The sequence below is a fragment of the Blastococcus sp. SYSU DS0616 genome, from assembly GCF_054051015.1.
In genome coordinates this window covers 158,556-175,770 of sequence record NZ_JBJHAJ010000006.1, presented here as the reverse complement: position 1 = coordinate 175,770, position 17,215 = coordinate 158,556, and the positions used below count along the sequence as shown (strand labels likewise).

Annotated in this window: 18 protein-coding genes; 5 read left to right on the top strand and 13 right to left on the bottom strand. The window is 74.1% G+C overall.

The window, feature by feature from the left end:
* Positions 1–4 precede the first annotated feature (4 nt).
* On the bottom strand, positions 5–556 hold the full coding sequence (locus tag ACI79K_RS06800) for a DUF3090 family protein (protein ID WP_456587882.1): 552 nt from the start codon (positions 554–556) through the stop codon (positions 5–7).
* Positions 557–565: 9 nt separating this feature from the next.
* Positions 566–1,264 carry a histidine phosphatase family protein gene (locus ACI79K_RS06795; RefSeq protein ID WP_456587883.1) on the bottom strand — a complete coding sequence of 233 codons (699 nt, stop codon included), beginning with the start codon at positions 1,262–1,264 and terminating at the stop codon, positions 566–568.
* A gap of 215 nt (positions 1,265–1,479) precedes the next feature.
* On the opposite strand from ACI79K_RS06795, the gene ACI79K_RS06790 reads away from it, so the two are divergent.
* Positions 1,480–3,024 (top strand): AMIN-like domain-containing (lipo)protein, encoded by a 1,545-nt coding sequence (locus ACI79K_RS06790; protein ID WP_456599310.1) that lies wholly within the window; start codon positions 1,480–1,482, stop codon positions 3,022–3,024.
* Positions 3,025–3,111: 87 nt separating this feature from the next.
* On the opposite strand, the gene ACI79K_RS06785 is transcribed toward ACI79K_RS06790, so the two are convergent.
* On the bottom strand, positions 3,112–3,978 hold the full coding sequence (locus tag ACI79K_RS06785; protein WP_456587885.1) for an undecaprenyl-diphosphate phosphatase: 867 nt from the start codon (positions 3,976–3,978) through the stop codon (positions 3,112–3,114).
* A gap of 161 nt (positions 3,979–4,139) precedes the next feature.
* Here ACI79K_RS06785 and ACI79K_RS06780 point away from each other — a divergent pair, with 161 nt between their 5' ends.
* On the top strand, positions 4,140–5,120 hold the full coding sequence (locus tag ACI79K_RS06780; protein WP_456587886.1) for an aldo/keto reductase: 981 nt from the start codon (positions 4,140–4,142) through the stop codon (positions 5,118–5,120).
* Positions 5,117–7,069 carry an AAA family ATPase gene (locus tag ACI79K_RS06775; RefSeq protein WP_456587887.1) on the top strand — a complete coding sequence of 651 codons (1,953 nt, stop codon included), beginning with the start codon at positions 5,117–5,119 and terminating at the stop codon, positions 7,067–7,069. The genes ACI79K_RS06780 and ACI79K_RS06775 overlap by 4 nt, the downstream gene beginning before the upstream one ends.
* Positions 7,070–7,075: 6 nt before the next feature.
* Here ACI79K_RS06775 and ACI79K_RS06770 read toward each other — a convergent pair whose 3' ends face one another.
* From ACI79K_RS06770 to ACI79K_RS06745, 6 genes are all read right to left on the bottom strand, one after another.
* Complete coding sequence (locus ACI79K_RS06770) at positions 7,076–7,879, bottom strand: DUF2470 domain-containing protein (RefSeq protein WP_456599309.1); 804 nt, start codon at positions 7,877–7,879, stop codon at positions 7,076–7,078.
* A gap of 85 nt (positions 7,880–7,964) precedes the next feature.
* On the bottom strand, positions 7,965–8,255 hold the full coding sequence (locus tag ACI79K_RS06765) for a hypothetical protein (protein WP_456599308.1): 291 nt from the start codon (positions 8,253–8,255) through the stop codon (positions 7,965–7,967).
* Positions 8,256–8,434: 179 nt separating this feature from the next.
* Entirely contained in the window at positions 8,435–9,352 is a 918-nt protein-coding gene (locus tag ACI79K_RS06760; RefSeq protein WP_456587890.1) for a glycine betaine ABC transporter substrate-binding protein, read from the bottom strand.
* An 89-nt stretch (positions 9,353–9,441) separates the two neighbouring features.
* Positions 9,442–10,443 (bottom strand): ABC transporter permease, encoded by a 1,002-nt coding sequence (locus ACI79K_RS06755; RefSeq protein WP_456587891.1) that lies wholly within the window; start codon positions 10,441–10,443, stop codon positions 9,442–9,444.
* The gene (locus ACI79K_RS06750) at positions 10,436–11,530 is read right to left on the bottom strand and encodes a quaternary amine ABC transporter ATP-binding protein (protein ID WP_456599307.1); all 1,095 of its coding nucleotides are present in this window, start codon (positions 11,528–11,530) and stop codon (positions 10,436–10,438) included. Before ACI79K_RS06750 ends, ACI79K_RS06755 begins: the two co-directional genes overlap by 8 nt.
* A gap of 402 nt (positions 11,531–11,932) precedes the next feature.
* Positions 11,933–12,205: a hypothetical protein gene (locus tag ACI79K_RS06745; RefSeq protein ID WP_456599306.1), complete on the bottom strand. Its 273-nt coding sequence runs from the start codon at positions 12,203–12,205 to the stop codon at positions 11,933–11,935.
* Between the two features lie 131 nt (positions 12,206–12,336).
* Between ACI79K_RS06745 and ACI79K_RS06740 the strand changes: the two genes are divergently transcribed.
* Positions 12,337–12,540 (top strand): DUF5703 family protein, encoded by a 204-nt coding sequence (locus ACI79K_RS06740; RefSeq protein WP_456587894.1) that lies wholly within the window; start codon positions 12,337–12,339, stop codon positions 12,538–12,540.
* Here ACI79K_RS06740 and ACI79K_RS06735 read toward each other — a convergent pair.
* Entirely contained in the window at positions 12,537–13,361 is an 825-nt protein-coding gene (locus ACI79K_RS06735) for a pentapeptide repeat-containing protein (RefSeq protein WP_456599305.1), read from the bottom strand. The two genes, ACI79K_RS06740 and ACI79K_RS06735, sit on opposite strands and share 4 nt — an antisense overlap.
* 40 nt (positions 13,362–13,401) lie before the next feature.
* A complete protein-coding gene (locus tag ACI79K_RS06730) occupies positions 13,402–14,313 on the bottom strand; it encodes an NADPH:quinone oxidoreductase family protein (RefSeq protein WP_456599304.1) in 912 nt (303 codons plus the stop codon).
* 177 nt (positions 14,314–14,490) lie between these two features.
* Here ACI79K_RS06730 and ACI79K_RS06725 point away from each other — a divergent pair, with 177 nt between their 5' ends.
* Positions 14,491–15,054: a class I SAM-dependent methyltransferase gene (locus tag ACI79K_RS06725; RefSeq protein ID WP_456587897.1), complete on the top strand. Its 564-nt coding sequence runs from the start codon at positions 14,491–14,493 to the stop codon at positions 15,052–15,054.
* 1 nt (position 15,055) lies between these two features.
* Here ACI79K_RS06725 and ACI79K_RS06720 read toward each other — a convergent pair whose 3' ends face one another.
* The gene (locus ACI79K_RS06720; protein ID WP_456595624.1) at positions 15,056–15,859 is read right to left on the bottom strand and encodes an SDR family oxidoreductase; all 804 of its coding nucleotides are present in this window, start codon (positions 15,857–15,859) and stop codon (positions 15,056–15,058) included.
* 12 nt (positions 15,860–15,871) lie between these two features.
* On the bottom strand, positions 15,872–17,197 hold the full coding sequence (locus ACI79K_RS06715; protein ID WP_456599303.1) for a M20/M25/M40 family metallo-hydrolase: 1,326 nt from the start codon (positions 17,195–17,197) through the stop codon (positions 15,872–15,874).
* Between the last annotated feature and the right edge of the window lie 18 nt (positions 17,198–17,215).

The window sequence follows — 17,215 nt, the reverse complement described above, 5'->3', positions numbered from 1 at the left end:
CCGCTCAGCGGCGGTAGCCGTTCTGCCGCGGGCACACGTGGCCCACCGGGTCGAGCGGGAGGGAGCACAACGGGCAGGACGGGCGCCCGGCGGCGACGACCCGGCGGGCGCGGGCGATGAAGGCACGAGCGGCCATGGGGGTGATCGTCACCCGTAGCGCATCGGGCCCCTCGTCGCTGTCGGAGAGGATCACGTCCTCCTCGATCGGCTCCTCGCCGGCGGCCACCGCCTCCACGACGACGGCCTCGGCGGTGCCGTCCCAGGCCAGGCCCATCGCGGCGACGCGGAACTCCTCGTCGACCGGCGCGGTGAGCGGCTCCAGGTCGTCGACGTCGGCCTCGGGCGGGATCACCGTGCCGGCCCGGCCGCTGACCTCGTCGAGCAGGTCGTCCATCCGGTCGGCCAGGACCTGCACCTGCGTCTTCTCCAGCGCGACGCTGACGGTACGCCCGGTGTCGTCGGTGGCCTGCAGGTAGAACGTCCTGTCCCCGGGCTGGCCGACCGTTCCCGCGACGAACCGGCTGGGGCGATCGAAGAGATGGAGCTGACGGGGCACGCGCCCAGGTTACGCGGGGGCGCCCGACCCGCCTCCCACCACGGCGTCCGAGGAGGCCTTGCGCCGGCGCCCCTTGCGGGGCGGGGGCATCAGCGCGGAGACGTCGCCGCCGGTGTCGTTGATCCGGGCCACGAACGGCCGGGTGTCGGTGTAGGAGACCACCGAGATCGAGGCAGGGTCGACGACGATCCGCTGGAACTGGTCGAGGTGCAGCCCCAGGGCATCGGCGAGCACGGCCTTGATGACGTCGCCGTGGCTGCAGGCCAGCCAGACCGCGTCCGGGCCCAGCCGCGCGTTCCACTCGCGGACGGCGGCCACCGCCCGGGCCTGGGTCTGGGCCAGGCCCTCCCCCTCCGGGCCCGGGAACACCGCGGCCGAGGGGTGCTGCTGCACGACCTTCCAGAGCGGCTCCTTCACCAGCTCCTTGAGCGGCCGGCCGGTCCAGTCGCCGTAGCGCGCCTCCCCTAGCCGCTCCTCGATCGCCGGCTCCAGGTCGCGCCCGGCGACGACGGCGCCCGCCGTCTGCCGGCACCGCTCCAGGGGGCTGCTGACGACGGCGGCCAGCGGCACCTTCGCCAGTCGCTGCGCCACCGCCTGCGCCTGCGCCTGACCGGTGTCGTCGAGCTGGACGCCAGGGGTCCAGCCGGCGAGCACCCCTCCGGTGTTCGCGGTGCTCCGGCCGTGCCGCAGGAGGATGACGGTGGTCACCGGGCGAGCGTAGGCGGTGCTCCGTCCCTCCCCCGGTCCGTGGCAGCCGCCGCCGCAGCACGGCGGCGGGGCAGGACCCGCCGGTCGCTGGTGCACATGACGATCCGGCAATGGCTTGACGATCGGGTGACGGCATCCCGAAGCGTGTTCGGGGACGGGGAGCACGGGCAGGGGACGAGAGGACCGGACATCCGAGACCAGGAGGCGAGATCGCGATGATGCGTCTGCTCCTCGCCGGACTGAGCGCCAGCACGCTGCTGGCGACCACCGGCGCCCCGACCACCTCAGCCCCGTCGATCGTCCCGGCCGGGCCCACCCCACCCGGCCCGGTGCAGCCGGCCCACGAGCCGCTGCCCCCGGTGGGGAACCCGGGCACCGAGACCGTGGAGGCCGGGGAGTTCCCGGCCGGCGGCGCCCCGGCCTACCTGACCGACGTCCGCGCCGCCGGGCACGAGGACTTCGACCGGTTCGTCCTCGAGTTCGAGGGCGAGAAGGTCCCCAGCTACCGGGTCGGCTACGTCGAGCCGCCGATCACCGAGGACGGCTCCGGCCGGGAGATCGCCGTGGCCGGCTCGGCGTTCCTGGAGGTGCGGGTCAGCCCGGCCAGCGGCGTGGACCTCTCCGGTGACGAGCCCCGGGAGACCTACACCGGGCGTGACCAGATCACCGCACCCGGCGGCCGGGTGATCAGCGAGGCGGTCCAGACCGGCGACTTCGAGGCGATGCTGACCTGGACGATCGGCCTGGAGGAGCACGTGCCCTTCGGCGTCGCCACGTTCTCCGACCCGGCGCGGCTGGTCGTCGACGTCCTGCACCAGTCCGACGGCCTGGAGCCGGTCGGCCAGGGCGACACCGCCGACGTCGACGTCGAGGCCACCGGGTCGGCGGTCGTGCTGACCGACGTCCGGCTGGGCGCCCACGACGGCTTCGACCGGATCGTCTTCGAGCTCGCCGGTGACGGCGAGGCCGGGTACCAGATCGGCTACACCGAGGACCCGCGCAGCGCGGGCTCGGGCCACCCGCTGGAGGTGCCCGGCGACGCCACCCTGGGGATCACCCTGTCCAACCTGCTGTACCCGGGCGACGCGCCCGAGGGCGTCACGCCCTGGGAGGGCGAGGAGCGGCTGGAGATCGCCGGGACGAGCACGCTGGAGGCCCTGGTCGCCGACACCCTGTTCGAGGGCCGCTACTCCTTCTACGCGGGGCTCGACCAGCGCCGGCCGTTCGCGGTCGCCCGGCTGGCCGACCCGCAGCGGATCGTCGTCGACGTCCTCGACCGGCAGCCCGACGGCGTCGTGCTGGGCGAGCGCTGCACCAGCCCGGCCGGGTTCGCGGTCGACCACCCGTCGGACTGGTCGGTGAACGCCGGTGAGACCGTGCCGGCCTGCAGCCGGTTCTCCCCGCAGGACTTCGACGTGCCCGATGCCACCGACGTGCGCGTGGCCGCGATCGCCTTCTCGATCGAGCCGGTGGCCTTCGACCGGGTCACCCAGGAGCAGCCCGGGGAGCAGGCCCGCCGTGAGCTGACCGTGGACGGCCGGGACGCCGTGCGGATCGAGCGCACCGCCACCGGCGAGGGGCTCTGGCCCGAGGGCACGCCGTCGACCCGGTACGCCGTCGCCCTCGAGGAGGGTGAGCACGGACCGCGCACGCTGGTCGCGGACACCGTCGGCCTGCCGAAGTTCGACTACGAGCGCAACGTCGAGGTGCTCGACGCGATGATCGGGACGCTGGACCTCGACGCCGGCACGGAGGGCTGAGCCACACGTCTCCCGTGGCGACCCGGAGCCCTATCGGCTCCGGGTCGCCGCTGTCCCGCTCCCGAGCGTGTCCGCGGGCGGCGGGGCTCAGCGCGGGATGGGCGTGGGGGTGACGTCGACGGGGGTGGTGGGGTCCAGGACCCCGGCGAACACCAGGCCCAGGATGAGCAGGCCCAGCAGGATGCGGTAGACGACGAAGGGCACGTAGCTGCCCCGGTCCAGGTAGCGCAGCAGCCAGGCGATGACGACCAGACCCACGACGAACGCCAGGACGGTGGCGAGGATGGTCGGGCCCCAGGCGATCGGCGGGCCCGCGACGTCCCCGCTGAGCACCTCGTAGACCTGGAAGAACCCGGCGCCCAGCACCGCCGGCACGGCCAGCAGGAACGAGTACCGGGCCGCGGCCGACCGGGTGTACCCGAGGAAGAGCCCGGCGGTGATCGTGCCGCCGGAGCGGGAGACCCCCGGGATCAGCGCCATCGCCTGCGCGAAGCCGAACGCGATGCCGTGGCCGACCGTCAGCCGGTCGAGCTCACGCCGCTTGGCCCCCACGCGATCGGCCCAGAACAGCACCAGCGAGAACAGGATCAGGGCGGTCGCCGTGATGCGCAGGTCGCGGAACGTCGTCTCGATCGAGTCCTGGAACAGCAGGCCCAGGACGACGATCGGCAGGGTGCCGACGATGATCAGCCAGCCCATGCGGGCGTCGGGGTCGCCCTTCCGCCGCCCACCGAGCGAGGCGACCCAGGCGGTGATGATCCGCCAGATGTCGTGCCGGAAGTAGAGCAGCACCGCGGCCTCGGTGCCGATCTGGGTGATCGCGGTGAACGCCGCGCCGGGGTCCTGCCACCCGAAGGCCTCCCCCACGACCCGCAGGTGGGCGCTCGAGGAGATGGGGAGGAACTCGGTGAGCCCCTGCACCAGGCCGAGGACGACGGCTTCGAGCCAGCCCATCTCAGCGCCCCCCGAGGGGACGGCTGGCGGCCGGACGGAGAGCGGATCGTTCGGGCACGACCGCTGACCTTAGGTGGCGGCCGGTCCGGCCCCGGCACGCCGCCCCGCAGCGGCCGGTGCTCCCGGGTGCGCGCCGGGTGACGGCGGTAGGTTGGCCGGTCGTGGAGCAACGGGCGTTGGGGCGCAGCGGTCTGATCGTGTCCCGGCTCGCGCTGGGCACGATGACCTGGGGCGGCGACACCGACGAGGACGAGGCCGCCATGCAGCTGACGGCCTTCGTCGACGCCGGTGGCACGCTGGTCGACACGGCCGACGTCTACTGCGACGGCGAGAGCGAGCGCACCCTCGGCCACCTGCTGGCCGACGTCGTCCCCCGTTCGCAGGTGCTCGTCGCCACCAAGGCCGTCGGGCGCACAGGACCCGGTCCCATGGGCCGGGGCGCCTCCCGGGGGCACCTCATCTCGGCGCTGGACGCGTCGCTGGAGCGGCTGGGCCTGGACTACGTCGACCTCTGGCAGCTGCACGCCTGGGACGAGACGACGCCGCTGGAGGAGACGCTGGCCGCCTGCGACCTCGCCGTCTCCTCGGGGCGCGCGCGCTACGTCGGGGTGAGCAACTTCACGGGCTGGCAGACCGCCCAGGCCGCGACCTGGCAGAAGGCGTGGCCGGGGCGCACGCCGCTGGTGAGCACCCAGGTCGAGTACTCGCTGCTGCAGCGCGGCGTGGAGCGGGAGGTCGTGCCGGCCGCCGAGGCGCTGGGGCTCGGCGTGCTCGCCTGGTCGCCGCTCGGCCGTGGGCTGCTGACCGGCAAGTACCGGCACAGCACGCCGTCGGAGAGCCGCGGGGCGTCGGCGCAGTGGCAGGGCTTCATCGACAACCTCCGCTCGGCTGCGGCCGACCGCATCGTCGAGGCGGTGATCACCGCGGCCCAGGGCCTGGGCACCACCCCGCTGGCGGTGGCGCTGGCCTGGGTGCGGGACCGGCCCGGCGTCGTCGCCCCGGTGGTCGGCGCGCGCACCGCCCAGCAGCTGCAGGCGTCCCTGGACTCCGACGGCGTGCGGCTGCCCGCCGCGATCCGCACCGCGCTGGAGGACGTCTCCGCCCCGCACTTCAGCTATCCCGATCGCCGGTCCGACCGGTGAGCGCCGACCCCACGACCCCCGGCCCGGACCTGGTCTTCGCCGCCTTCTGCGCGGCCGGGCTGTGGCCGGGGCTCGGCAAGCGCGCGGCGGCGGAGCTGCCGGCCGCCGGCATCACCACCCCGGACGACGTCACCGCCGACCGGTTGCTGAAGCTGCCGCGGGTGGGCCGGCAGCGCGCCGAGCGGCTGTTCTCCAGCTTCCTCGCCGCCGCCCCCACCTACGAGGTGGTCGAGCTGCTCGTGGGCGCCGGGCTGCCGGCCAAGTTGGCCGCCGGGGTGGCCGACGCGCTGGGCCAGGACGCCGCCCGCCGGCTGCGGGACGACCCGTGGGCCCTGCTGGGGCTCTCCGGCGTGACGCTGACCGACGCCGACCGGCTCGCGATCGCCGTGCTCAAGGGCGCCGACCGGCAGGACTCCCGGCGCGGCCGCGCCATCGTGGGGCTCACCCTGCGGACGGCGACCCGCGACGGACACACCGTGCTGCCGGTGGACCTGGTCGTGGCCGCGCTGCAGGCCGAGGGCATCGCCGACCCGGCGGCCGCGATCGTCGCGGCCGTCGACTCCGGCGACGTGCTCGACCACGAGCCGCCCGAGCCGGAGCCCGACGAGGACGTCGACGAGCTCCCCGAACCCGATCCCGCGCTGCGGATGCTGTCGCTGGCCCGGTACGGCATGGCCGAGGAGGCGGTGGCCGAGAACGTGGCCCGGCTCGCCGCCGCCGCCGAGCGGATCGCCGACCCGGCCTCGGTGCGCTCGGTGGCCAAGGGGCTGGACGAGGCGCAGAAGCAGGCGGTGGCCCAGGTGCTCTCGGCCGGGGTCAGCCTGCTCACGGGCGGCCCGGGCACCGGGAAGAGCCGCACGGTGGCCGCGGTCGTGCAGCTGCTGCGCACCAAGGGCACCGACGTCGCGCTCGCGGCACCCACCGGCCGGGCGGCCAAGCGGCTGGAGGAGCTCACCGACCACCCCGCGGTCACGGTGCACCGGTTGCTCGGGGCACAGGGCGCCTCGGGTGGCTTCTCCCGCAACGAGGAGTGGCCGCTGGACGCCGACGTCGTGGTGGTCGACGAGGCCTCGATGCTCGACGTCGAGCTGACCGCCGCACTCCTGGAGGCCTGCCCCGACGGCACCCACCTGCTGCTGGTCGGCGACCCGGCGCAGCTGCCCTCGATCGGCCCCGGACACGTGCTGGGCGACCTGATCGATTCCGGCGTCGTCCCGGTGACCGAGCTGACCACCCTCTACCGGCAGGCCGAGGGCGGAGCGATCGCGCGGCTGGCGTCGGCCGTGCGGGAGGGGCAGCTGCCGCCGGTCGACTCCCCCGACCGCGAGGTCGTCGTCGTGCCGGCCACCGGCAGCGGCGAGGCCGCTCGCCGCGTGGTCCAGCTGGTCACCGACTCGATCCCGCGTGCTCTGGGCATCGACCCCGGCGGGGTGCAGGTCGTCACCCCGGTGCACCGCGGGCCGGCCGGGACCATCGAGCTGAACAAGGCGCTCAAGGCGCAGCTGAACCCCGGTGACGGCACGGTGTTCGGCTTCGACGTCGGCGACCGCGTGGTGGCCACCGCCAACCACCTGGACCTGGAGCCCACCGGCTTCGCCAACGGCGAGGTCGGCGTCGTCACCGGGACCGGGGACGGGTCGCTGACCGTGGACTTCAGCTCCGGCCCGGTCGCCGTCACCGGCAATGCGCTGCCCGATCTGCGGCACGGCTGGGCGATCACCGTGCACCGCGCGCAGGGGTCGGAGTGGCCCGGCGTCGTCGTGGTGCTCCCGCCCGAGGCCGGCGGGATGCTCTCCCGTCCGCTGGTCTACACCGCGCTGACCCGCGCGCAGAAGCACCTGTCGATCGTGCACGCCAGCGGGGCCGCCCTGGCCCGGGCGGTCCGTGACGTCGACGTGCGCCCGCGGCGCACCCGGCTGGCCGGGCTGCTGCGCGAGATCGCCGGCTGAACGCCGTCAGCCGCGGCAGTCCCGTGCCGCCCGGGCCGCGCAGAGCAGCTGGCCGACGGCGGCGCCGAGCTGGCCGGCGCAGGTGAGCGGGCGTGGGAACGGCACCCGCACGTCGGTGTGGCCCAGCGGCTGCTCCACGCGCAGCCGGAACCCGAAGCGGTCCAGGCCGAGCGGGCGGACGACGCCGGCCGGGCCCACCACGTCGGCCGGGACGCGGCCGGCCAGGAGCGCGAGGACGTCGGCGTGCGCGCCGGCGAGGTGGCGCAGGTGGTCGGCCTCGACGGCGGCCAGCGGGTCGGGGCGGGCCACCGCGAACTCCTGCGGGCTGACCTCGACGCCGTCGCCGCCCTCCCCCAGGACCACCTCGGCGAGGTCGAGGCGCAGCAGCCGCGCGGACCGGCCGACGTCGAGCAGGACCTCGGTGGGCCGGGTCTCGGCGAAGGCGAGGACGGCGGCCCGCTCGTCCTCGGCCCGCACCGGCGTCGCCCAGCCGGAGAGCCACAGCTGCGCCCGGATCGGCCGGCGCAGCGGCACCGGTGCGTGGTCGCTGACCATCAGCAGGGCCGAGAGGTCCTGGTCGGGCGCGCGGTGGACGGCGTCGGCGATGTCCCCGTCGGCGGGGACGACCAGCAGCACCTGCCCGGCGCTGGTGACGGTGTGGGCGAGCAGCCGGCCGCCTTCGACACCGGGCGCGCAGACGGTCGCGGCGGACCGCGTGGCGACGGTGCGGGCGCGCTCGGCCGGCGCGGGCCGGAGCCCGTCGGCCTCCGGACGGCGCTCGGGCGCGGGGTGGGTCGGGCTGCTCGGCATGGCCCCTCCTCGGTCAGTTAGGGCAGCCTAACCAAAGAAGTCGTCCGGCGAAAAGGGGCGCCCCCGCACGCGACCGGCGTGGAGATCACCTCCCGGACGCGGCCGTCCGTCGGTAGCTCCGCCGCCCCGGCCCGCCGATCCGGACGACGAGCAGCCCGAGGGCGACGACGAGCAGCACCCAGGGAGTGGTGGAGGTGCCGGCGCTGGACGCCAGGAGCAGCAGGAGGGCGCCGAACGCCGCGCCGAGCAGCGCTCCGCGGAGCAGGCGGACGGCGACCGGACGCCTCGTGGGCGCCATGCCCCGCGCCACGGACGGAGAGACCCCGGCAGCGTGGGCCCAGCGCTCGGTGGCCTCCCGCACCGCGGCGTCACGCACCGACCGTCGATCCCCGTCCGTCGCCACAGCCCGCACCTCCCGGTCCACGCCCCACCGTGCCGGACCGGCAGGGTCGGGGCAGCTCGGGTGCAGGTCGTTCACCCACCCGGCGGAACGACGCGGGGCCCGGCGGATGCACCGCCGGGCCCCGCGCCCGTCGCTCCGGGGAGCGAGCCGCGTCAGCTCTTCAGGGTCTCCGCGACGTCCGGGTTCGCCTCGAGCCACGCCTCGACGCCCTCGGCGTACTGGCCCTCGCCGTACTCGTTGACGACGGTGTTCTCCAGCGAGGCGTACTGCTCGTCGCTCAGCTGCAGCTCACCCATGAGCTCGGCGACCTCGGCGCAGTCGCTGCTGAAGCCCTCGCGGCCGAGCAGGTGCAGGGCCTCGGGGTCACCCAGGGCGCCCTCCGGGTCGGCGAGGTCCTTGAGCGGGAACTCGTTGTAGGCCCAGAACGGGTGCCACAGCGTGACGACGATGTCCTCCTCGGCGTCGACGGCCGACTGGAGCTCGGCCAGCATCGCCGTGGTGGAGGACTCGACGAGCTGGTAGGAGTCGTCGAGGCCGTAGGTCGGCATCACGCTGTCCTTGGTGGTGCGGGTCAGACCGGCACCGGGCTCGATCCCGACGATGCGGCCGCCGAACATGTCGGCGTTGCCGGCCAGGTCGGCGATCGAGTCGATGTCGACGTACTCCGGCACGGCCAGGGTGAGGACGGCGCCCTCGTACCAGGCCCCGAGGTCCTCGATCTGGTCGCCGTACTCGTCCATGTAGTCGGCGTGGGTGACCTCCGACCAGGCCGAGGGGTAGACGTCGACGTCCCCGCCGGCCAGACCGGAGTACAGCACCCCGGCCTCCGAGATCTCCTCGAACTCGACCTCGAGGCCGCGGTCCTCGAGGACGTTCTGCCAGAGGTAGGCGGTGCTCAGCCCGTCGGTCCAGGACGGGATGAACCCGAGGGTGACCGAGTCGCAGCTCTCGCTCCCGCTGCCGTTGCCGGCAGCGGTGGTGTCCTCCGTGCCCTCGTCCCCACCACAGGCGGTGGCGCTCAGGGCGACGGCGGCCAGTCCGGCGGCGAGCCGGGTTGCATGCTTGCGCACAGGTAGTGCTCCTTCCGGTGTTGCTACCGATCCACGAAGGTCGCGGATCGTCGTCCGCTGGTCCTGACCGGCCCGTCCGGGCCGTCTCATCAGGACCGCGGGGACGCTGTGGCCAGCTCCTCGGTGGGCTGGCCGGGGGCCGGGACGGTGCCGCTGCCGACGCTCGTCGACGCGCTCGGCCCTCTCCGGCGGCGGAGGGTGCGGCGCACGCGGCCGAAGGGGGACGCCGTGTCCGACCTGCCGAAGGCGGCGGTGAGCCGGTCCAGGTAGATGGCCAGGATGACCACGGCGAGACCGGCCTCGAAACCCAGCCCCACGTCCAGGCGGGAGATGCTGGTGACCACGATCTGGCCCAGGCCGCCGGCACCGATGAGCCCGGCGATCACGGCCATCGACAGGCCCAGCATGATCACCTGGTTGACGCCGGCCATGATCGTCGGCCGGGCCAGGGGCAGCTGGATGCCGCGCAGGATCTGCCCCGGCGAGCTGCCGAACGCGTAGCCGGCCTCGACGGTCTCCGCATCGACCTGGCGGATGCCGAGCTCGGTGAGTCGCACGCCGGGGGGCATGGCGAACACCATGGTGGTGATGACGCCGGGGACCACCCCGATGCTGAAGAAGATGACCGCCGGGACGAGGTAGACGAAGGCGGGCATCGTCTGCATGAAGTCCAGCACCGGCCGGACGACCGAGCTGATGCGGTCGCTCTTCGCCGCCGCGATGCCGGTCGGTATCGCGATCACCAGAGCGACGACGGTGGCGAACAGCAGCAGGGACAGCGTCTCCATCGCCGCCTCCCAGAGCTCCAGGCTCTGGATGAGGAGCAGGCCGACCAGGGAACCGATCCCGAAGGCGATCGACCGTGCCGCCAGGCCGAGCAGCGCCAGCAGCACCGCGAAGAGCAACGGCGGCGGGAAGAGGAGCACCTCGGTGATCCCGTCGACGGCGGTCTCGATGCCCGTGCTCACGGCGTCGAAGACCGGGTCGAAGTTCTCCTTGAGCCAGTCGAAGCCGGTGTCGATCCAGTCGCCGAGCGGCACGCGCGGGAGCGCGCTCTCCTCGGCCGCGGTGATCAGGGGGGTCTCAGGCACGGGGCGCCTCCACGGTCTGCGGGTCGTCGTCGGCCGGGGCCGGGGGGTGCGCGCCGTCGGTGCTGACGCCGCCGAGCGCGGCGAGCACGTCGCCGCGGGTGACGACCCCGAGCGCCTCCCCGGCCTCGTCGGCGACCAGCAGCGGCGCCTCCGACAGCGCGGACGGCTCGAGGAGGTCGGCCAGCGGGGTGTCCGGCGCGACGGTGACGGCGGTGGCGACCGGCCGCCCGTCGGCCCCCTCCACCGGCGCGCTCATCACGTCGCCGGCGGTGAAGACGCGGGACCGGTCGACGTCGGCGAGGAACCGCTCCAGGTACTCGTCACCCGGGTCGGCGAGGATCGCCTCCGGCGTGTCGAGCCGGACGATGCGGCCGTCGCGCATGACGGCTACCCGGTCGCCGAGCCGCATGGCCTCGTTGAGGTCGTGGGTGATGAAGACGATCGTCTTGCCCAGCCGCGACTGCAGGTCCATCAGTTGGTCCTGCATCTCCCGCCGGATGAGCGGGTCCAGCGCGCTGAACGCCTCGTCCATGAGCAGGATGTCGGTCCCGGCGGCCAGCGCCCGGGCCAGGCCGACCCGCTGCTGCATCCCGCCCGAGAGCTCGTCCGGGCGGTGGTCGGCCCACGCCTGCAGCCCCACCATCTCCAGCGCCTCGCGGGCGGCCGCCTGCCGTTCCCGGCGGTCGACCCCTCGCACCTCGAGCGCGTAGGCGGTGTTCTCGAGCACGCTCCGGTGCGGCAGCAGGGCGAAGTGCTGGAACACCATGCTGATCCGTTGCTGCCGCACGGCGCGCAGCCCCTTGGGGTCGAGCGCCGCGACGTCCTCGTCGCCGACGTAGACGTGCCCCGCGGTCGGCCGCACCAGGCCGTTGAGCATCCGGATGAGGGTGGACTTGCCCGACCCGGACAGACCCATGACCACGAAGATCTCGCCCTGCTCCACCTCGAACGAGGCGTCGATGACCGCGGCCGTGGCACCCGATGCCTGCACCTCGGCGGCCGAGGCGCCGGCTCGCAACCGGTCGACGACGTCCTCCGGTCGTCGACCGAAGACCTTGTAGAGGCCTTCCACTCTCAGGACTGGCACGTGCTACCTCCGGTGATCGTCGTGCGGATCCCGGGCGGGCACCGGCGCAGGAGGTCTGCTGGTCGTCCGTTGCCAAGGTCGCGACCGCTCACCGGCGCAGGTCGCCAGCGGGGTCAGGACTCGTGCGAGCGCTCTGGCGCACCGCCCGGAGGAGTGCCGCCGCGTCGCACGACGCGGCTGGGACAGGCCCGTGGGCACTCCTCGATCCGTCTCCGTCGCCGATGACCTAACAGGGCTCAGGAAACGAAAAGGTCACGGACAAGGCCCGACGGAAGCTTTGTCACGCAACCGTCATGTCCCGCGACCCGGATGAGTGGTTTCCTGTGCCGTTGCCCACACGACACCGCCCGGCCGCCCTCCGGGAGGGCGGCCGGGCGGTGCGAGCCGATCACTGCACGGGGGTCACTCCCCCGGTTCGTCGTCCTCGATCGGGACGACGGTCTCCTGCTCGAGGACGTCGGCGTCGTTCGCCTCGCGGTACCCGATGGGCTCCCGGGGGCCGCCGGCTTCGCCGGGGCGGGCAGCCAGCTGCTGCTCCAGCGCATCGGCTTCGGGCACGTCGCCGGTGGGCGACGCCGCCTCCCCCGCGCGCGACGGAGCGGGCGGGTCGAGGAGCGCCTCCTGCTCCGCGCGGTCGGCGTCGGGCACGTCGCTCGAGAAAGCGGGCTCGGTCACGTCGTCCTCCCTGACAAGCGGATGCGGTCCTCCCCCATCGTGCCGTCCGACCGGCGAACCGGCAGGACGGGGCGGTGTGAGGAGGCGACCAACACGTGCCCTCCGGGCGAACGGCAGGCACAATCGGGCCGATGGAGAGCGCCGGGGACTACGAGTTCGCGCCGCTGCGGATCCCGCCGGGCACCTCCCGGTCCGCAGCGGCCACGATGCTCAGCCTGCAGTCCGACGTCGGCGGGTGGGAGCTGGCCCGCCTCCAGCTGCACGCCGACGGCACCCGCAAGGTCATCCTGCGCCGCCGGGCGCGGCTGTCCTACCTGCCCAAGCCGGTCATCTAGCGCCAGTGCGCCGGGCGGCGCACCGCCACCGGGATCCGCGTGGCCGCATCGCCCCGGGCCGCCGAGACCTGCGGCTGGGTGAGGAACAGGCACCGGCCGAGGTTCGCACCCCGGACGTCGGCGGCGCGCAGATCGGCACCGAGCAGGTCCGCCGTCCCCAGGTCGGCGCCGCGGAGGTCGGCACCGATCAGGTAGGCGCCGCGCAGGCTCGCGCCGCGCAGATCGGTGCCCCTCAGGTCGCGGCCCACCAGGTCGGCGCCCCGGCGGTCCCGCGCCCGCGTCCCCGCACGCACCAGCTCGCTGACCCTGCCCAGCAGCTCCCCCACCGGTCCGCGCTGCGCGCCGACGTCGAGCGCGGTCAGCTGCTCCGGGGTGCCGCCGGTGAGCCGCTCGATCCGGTCGCGCACCGCGTGGAGCTCCGCGCGCAGCGGCGCGGCCGCGGGCAGGGAGACCGCCTCGGTGAGGTGCCAGAGCATCTCGTGCAGCTGGCGCATCACGGGCAGGACGGCGAACTGGGCACGGGCCAGCTCCGGCGTCTCCCGCCAGGTGCGGCCGCCGAACGTCGCCTGGGTGATGTGCTGGCCGGCGCCGAAGCAGTCGAACACCGTGCAGCCGGGGAAGCCCCGGTCGCGCAGCGTGGCGTGGACGCCGCAGCGGAAGTCCTCGCCCAGGTGCCGGCAGGGGGTGCCGGCCGGTTTGTCGATCGCGAAATCGGCCGAGGCGGCGAACTCGGGTGCGACGCAGCACAGGCCGGCGCACCGGGAGCAGTCCGCCCGCAGGTGGACCCGGTCGTCGACGACGGGCAGCGGGCGGGACGGCATGGCGGGGACCAGGCTAGGCGCCGATCCCCGCCCGGCCGTATCAGGGCACCAGCACGACCTTGCCGACGGTGCTGCGGTCGGCCAGCTTGGCCAGCGCCTGCGGCGCCTGGTCCAGCGGCAGGGACTCCCCCACGAGCGGGTCGACGGCGCCGGACTCGATGAGCTTCACGAGCTCGTCGTGCACCTTGCCGATGAGCGAGGGCTCCATCTTCCGGTACAGCCCCCAGTGCAGGCCCACGACGCTGTAGTTCTTGACCAGCAGGTGGTTGGCCGGCGCCTCGGGGATGCGGCCGCTGGTGAAGCCGACGACGACGATCCGGCCCTCGAAGGCGATGCACTTGCGGGACTTGTCGAAGACGTCGCCGCCGACCGGGTCGTAGACGATGTCGGCACCGTGCCCGCCGGTGACCTCCTTGACGATCGGGACGAAGTCCTCGGTCGTGTAGTCGATGACGTGGTCGGCCCCGAGCTCGCGGCAGATCCCGGTCTTCCGGGCGCCGCCGGCCGTCGCGATGACCTTCGCCCCGGCGGCCTTGCCGATCTGGATGGCCGCGGTCCCCACACCTCCGGCGCCGGCGTGCACCAGCAACCAGTCACCGGCCTTGATGCCGGCTCGGCGGTGCAGGCCCACGTACCCGGTCTGGTAGGTGAGATACAGCGATGCGGCCTTCTCGTCGGTCATCGAGTCGGGCACGGCCCAGGCGTTGTTCGCGTCCATCAGCGCGTACTCGGCGAAGGCGCCGGGGCCGCCGGACGGCGAGCCGATGACCCGCTGGCCGGTCTCGACGATCTCGCCGCACAGCTCGACGCCCGGGGTGTAGGGCAGCGGCGGCTTCTCCTGGTACATGCCCATGGCCATCAGGACGTCGGGGAAGTTCAAGGCCGCCGCCCGCACCTTGACCAGCACCTGGCCCTCGCCCGGTGTGGGCTGGTCGACGTCGTCGAGGCTCATGACCTTCGAGGGATCACCGAGTTCGTGTACCCGCCATGCACGCATGGCCCGACCTTGCCAGATCACCGGTGACCGCCGTCACGTGCCCCCTCCCCTCCGGCTCGCCCCGGTGCGGCAGGCGTGCCAGGGTGCGGGGCGGTGGCCGCCCTCCCCCGCGGCGGCCCGGGAGGGAATTCGATGATCGAGCAGTTCACAGACCGGTTGCGCTTCCTCGGCGCGTTCCTCGCCCACCCGCGGCAGGTGGGGGCGGTGCTCCCCACCTCGCGTGCGGCGGTGCGCGACATGCTGGACATGGCCGACGTGCCGGGAGCCGAGCTGGTGGTCGAGCTGGGCGCCGGCACCGGGGCGCAGACCCAGGAGATCCTGGCCCGGCTGCGCCCCGGCGCGCGGCTGATCACCTTCGAGATCGACCCCCGCCTGGCCAAGCTGCTGGACGAGCGGTTCGACGACCCCCGCGTGCAGGTTGTCTGCGACTCCGCGGAGAACCTCGAGGCCCACCTCGGTGACGCGCGCGCCGACGTCGTCGTCTCCGCGTTGCCCTACACCTCGCTGGAGCCGGGCCTGCGGCGACGGATCCTGGACGTGGTCCCCCGGGCGATGGCGCCGGGCGGCACCACTGTGGTCATCCAGTACTCGCCGCTGCTGCTGCCCGAGCTCCGGAAGCGGTTCACCACGGTGCGGTGGCGGATCACCCCGTGGAACGTGCCGCCGGCGTTCCTGTACTCCTGCCGGCAGGACTGACTCAGCGCATCGACGGCGGGCGCAGCGCCTCGGGCACGACGGCGGTCTCGCCCGCCGTCGTCCTGGCGCTGGGCACGCCCTTGAACTTGTAGGGCACCGTGCCGACGCCGGGCTGGATCACGTAGGCCGCGCCGGGCTCGGCCGAGCCCCAGGCCATGACCATCGCGTCGGCCACCTCCTCGGCGGTGAGCACCGGGAAGCCGGCAGCGGTGAACTGGTCGCGGATCCGGTCGATGATCGCGGTGTCGGCGAACCCGGGGCAGATCGCCGAGATCGTCGTCCCCTCGGCCGCCAGCCGCGGCGCCATGGAGCGGACGAAGGCGATGGCGCCCCCCTTGGCGACGCTGTAGCCCGGGTCGGTCGCCATGGGCGAGAGGCCGGCCAGCGACGCGGTGACCACCATGGCGCCGCCCCCGGCGCGCTTGATCGCCGGGCGGGCCGCGGCCACGCCGTAGACGACGCCGAACAGGTCGACGTCGACCACCCGCATGAACTCGTCGAGGTCGAGGACGTCGTCGCTCTTGGCCGCGGAGATGCCGGCGTTGAGGTAGGCGGCGTCCAGCCGGCCGTGGTCGGCCTCGATCCGGGCGACGAGCTCCTCGTTGGCCGCGCGGTCGGTGACGTCGAGGACGGCGAACTCGCACCCGAGGTCGGCCGCGACCTGGCGGTTGCGCTCGCTGCCGAGGTCGGCGAGGACGACGGTGACCTCGCGCTCGCGCAGCTTGGTGGCGAGGGCGCGGCCGAAGCCGCCGGTCCCTCCGGTGATGAGGGCGACGGAACCGGGGCGGGGTGTGGGAGAGGTCACCCCCGCATCACATCATGCGTTGCGCAGGAAGCGGTCGAGCACCCGGACGCCGAACCGGAGGGACTCGACCGGCACCCGCTCGTCGATGCCGTGGAACAGCGAGGCGAAGTCCAGGTCGGCCGGCAGCCTCAGCGGGGAGAACCCGAAGCAGCGCATGCCCAGGCGCTGGAAGCTCTTGGCGTCGGTGCCGCCGCTCATGGTGAACGGCACCGGCCGGGCGCCGTCGTCCTCCGCCTTGAGCGCCGCGATCATCTGGTCGACCAGCGGGCCGTCGAACGTCGTCTCCACCGCCTGGTCGTGCACCAGCCACTCGCGCTGCACCCCTTCACCGATCAGCGCGGCGAGCTGGCGCTCGAACTCCTCCTCCTGCCCGTAGAGGAAGCGGCCGTCCACGGTGGCGCTCGCCGTCCCGGGGATGACGTTGGCCTTGTAGCCGGCGTCGAGCATCGTGGGGTTGGCGGTGTTGCGCAGCGCGGCGCCGATCATCCGGCTGATGCTGCCGAGCCGGGCCAGCGCGAGCTCGGGCTCGGCGAGGTCGACCTCGATGCCGTAGGCGTCCTCGACCGCGGCGATGAACTGGCGCATCGGCGGGGTGAGGGTGATCGGGAACCGGTGGGCGCCGACGCGGGCGACCGCCTCGCACAGCCGGGTGACGGCGTTGTCCTCGTGCAGCATCGAGCCGTGGCCTGGCTTCCCCGCGGCGGTCAGCCGCATCCACGCCAGGCCCTTCTCGGCGGTCTGCACCAGGTAGAGGCGCAGGTCGTCGTGGACGGTGATGCTGAAGCCGCCGACCTCGCTGATCGCCTCGGTGCACCCCTCGAACAGGTCGGGGTGCTCGTCGACCAGGAAGTGCGCGCCGAGCTTCCCGCCGGCCTCCTCGTCGGCGACGAAGGCGAGCACGATGTCGCGCGGCGGCTGGACGCCGGTGCGCGCCCAGTCACGCACCAGCGCCAGCACCATGGCGTCCATGTCCTTCATGTCGACCGCGCCGCGGCCCCAGATGTAGCCGTCCCGCTCCTCGCCGGAGAACGGGTGCACGCTCCACTCGGCGGGGTCGGCGGGCACGACGTCGAGGTGGCCGTGCACGAGCAGGGCCGGGCGGCTGCGGTCGGCGCCCGGGATGCGGGCGACCAGGCTGGCCCGGCCCCGCTCGGACTCGTGGATGACGCTGCTGATCCCGACCTCGTCGAGCTTGCCGGCGACCCACTCGGCGGCGGTCCGCTCCCCCGCGCTGGTCGACGTGCTGCCGGTGTTGGTGGTGTCGATCCGGATAAGGTCGCTGAGCAGCTCGGCCACCTCGGCCTGGGCGCCGGCCAGCGGGGCGGGGGTGTCGGCCATGGTCGCGATGGTGCCACC

Excerpts from the sequence above, each read along its gene's own strand:
- ACI79K_RS06790 (WP_456599310.1), top strand. The coding sequence starts at position 1,480 with ATGATGCGTCTGCTCCTCGCCGGACTGAGCGCCAGCACGCTGCTGGCG.
- ACI79K_RS06740 (WP_456587894.1), top strand. The coding sequence starts at position 12,337 with ATGGAGAGCGCCGGGGACTACGAGTTCGCGCCGCTGCGGATCCCGCCG.
- ACI79K_RS06725 (WP_456587897.1), top strand. The coding sequence starts at position 14,491 with ATGATCGAGCAGTTCACAGACCGGTTGCGCTTCCTCGGCGCGTTCCTC.
- ACI79K_RS06735 (WP_456599305.1), bottom strand. The coding sequence starts at position 13,361 with ATGCCGTCCCGCCCGCTGCCCGTCGTCGACGACCGGGTCCACCTGCGG.
- ACI79K_RS06770 (WP_456599309.1), bottom strand. The coding sequence starts at position 7,879 with ATGCCGAGCAGCCCGACCCACCCCGCGCCCGAGCGCCGTCCGGAGGCC.
- ACI79K_RS06730 (WP_456599304.1), bottom strand. The coding sequence starts at position 14,313 with ATGAGCCTCGACGACGTCGACCAGCCCACACCGGGCGAGGGCCAGGTG.
- ACI79K_RS06715 (WP_456599303.1), bottom strand. The coding sequence starts at position 17,197 with ATGGCCGACACCCCCGCCCCGCTGGCCGGCGCCCAGGCCGAGGTGGCC.
- ACI79K_RS06785 (WP_456587885.1), bottom strand. The coding sequence starts at position 3,978 with ATGGGCTGGCTCGAAGCCGTCGTCCTCGGCCTGGTGCAGGGGCTCACC.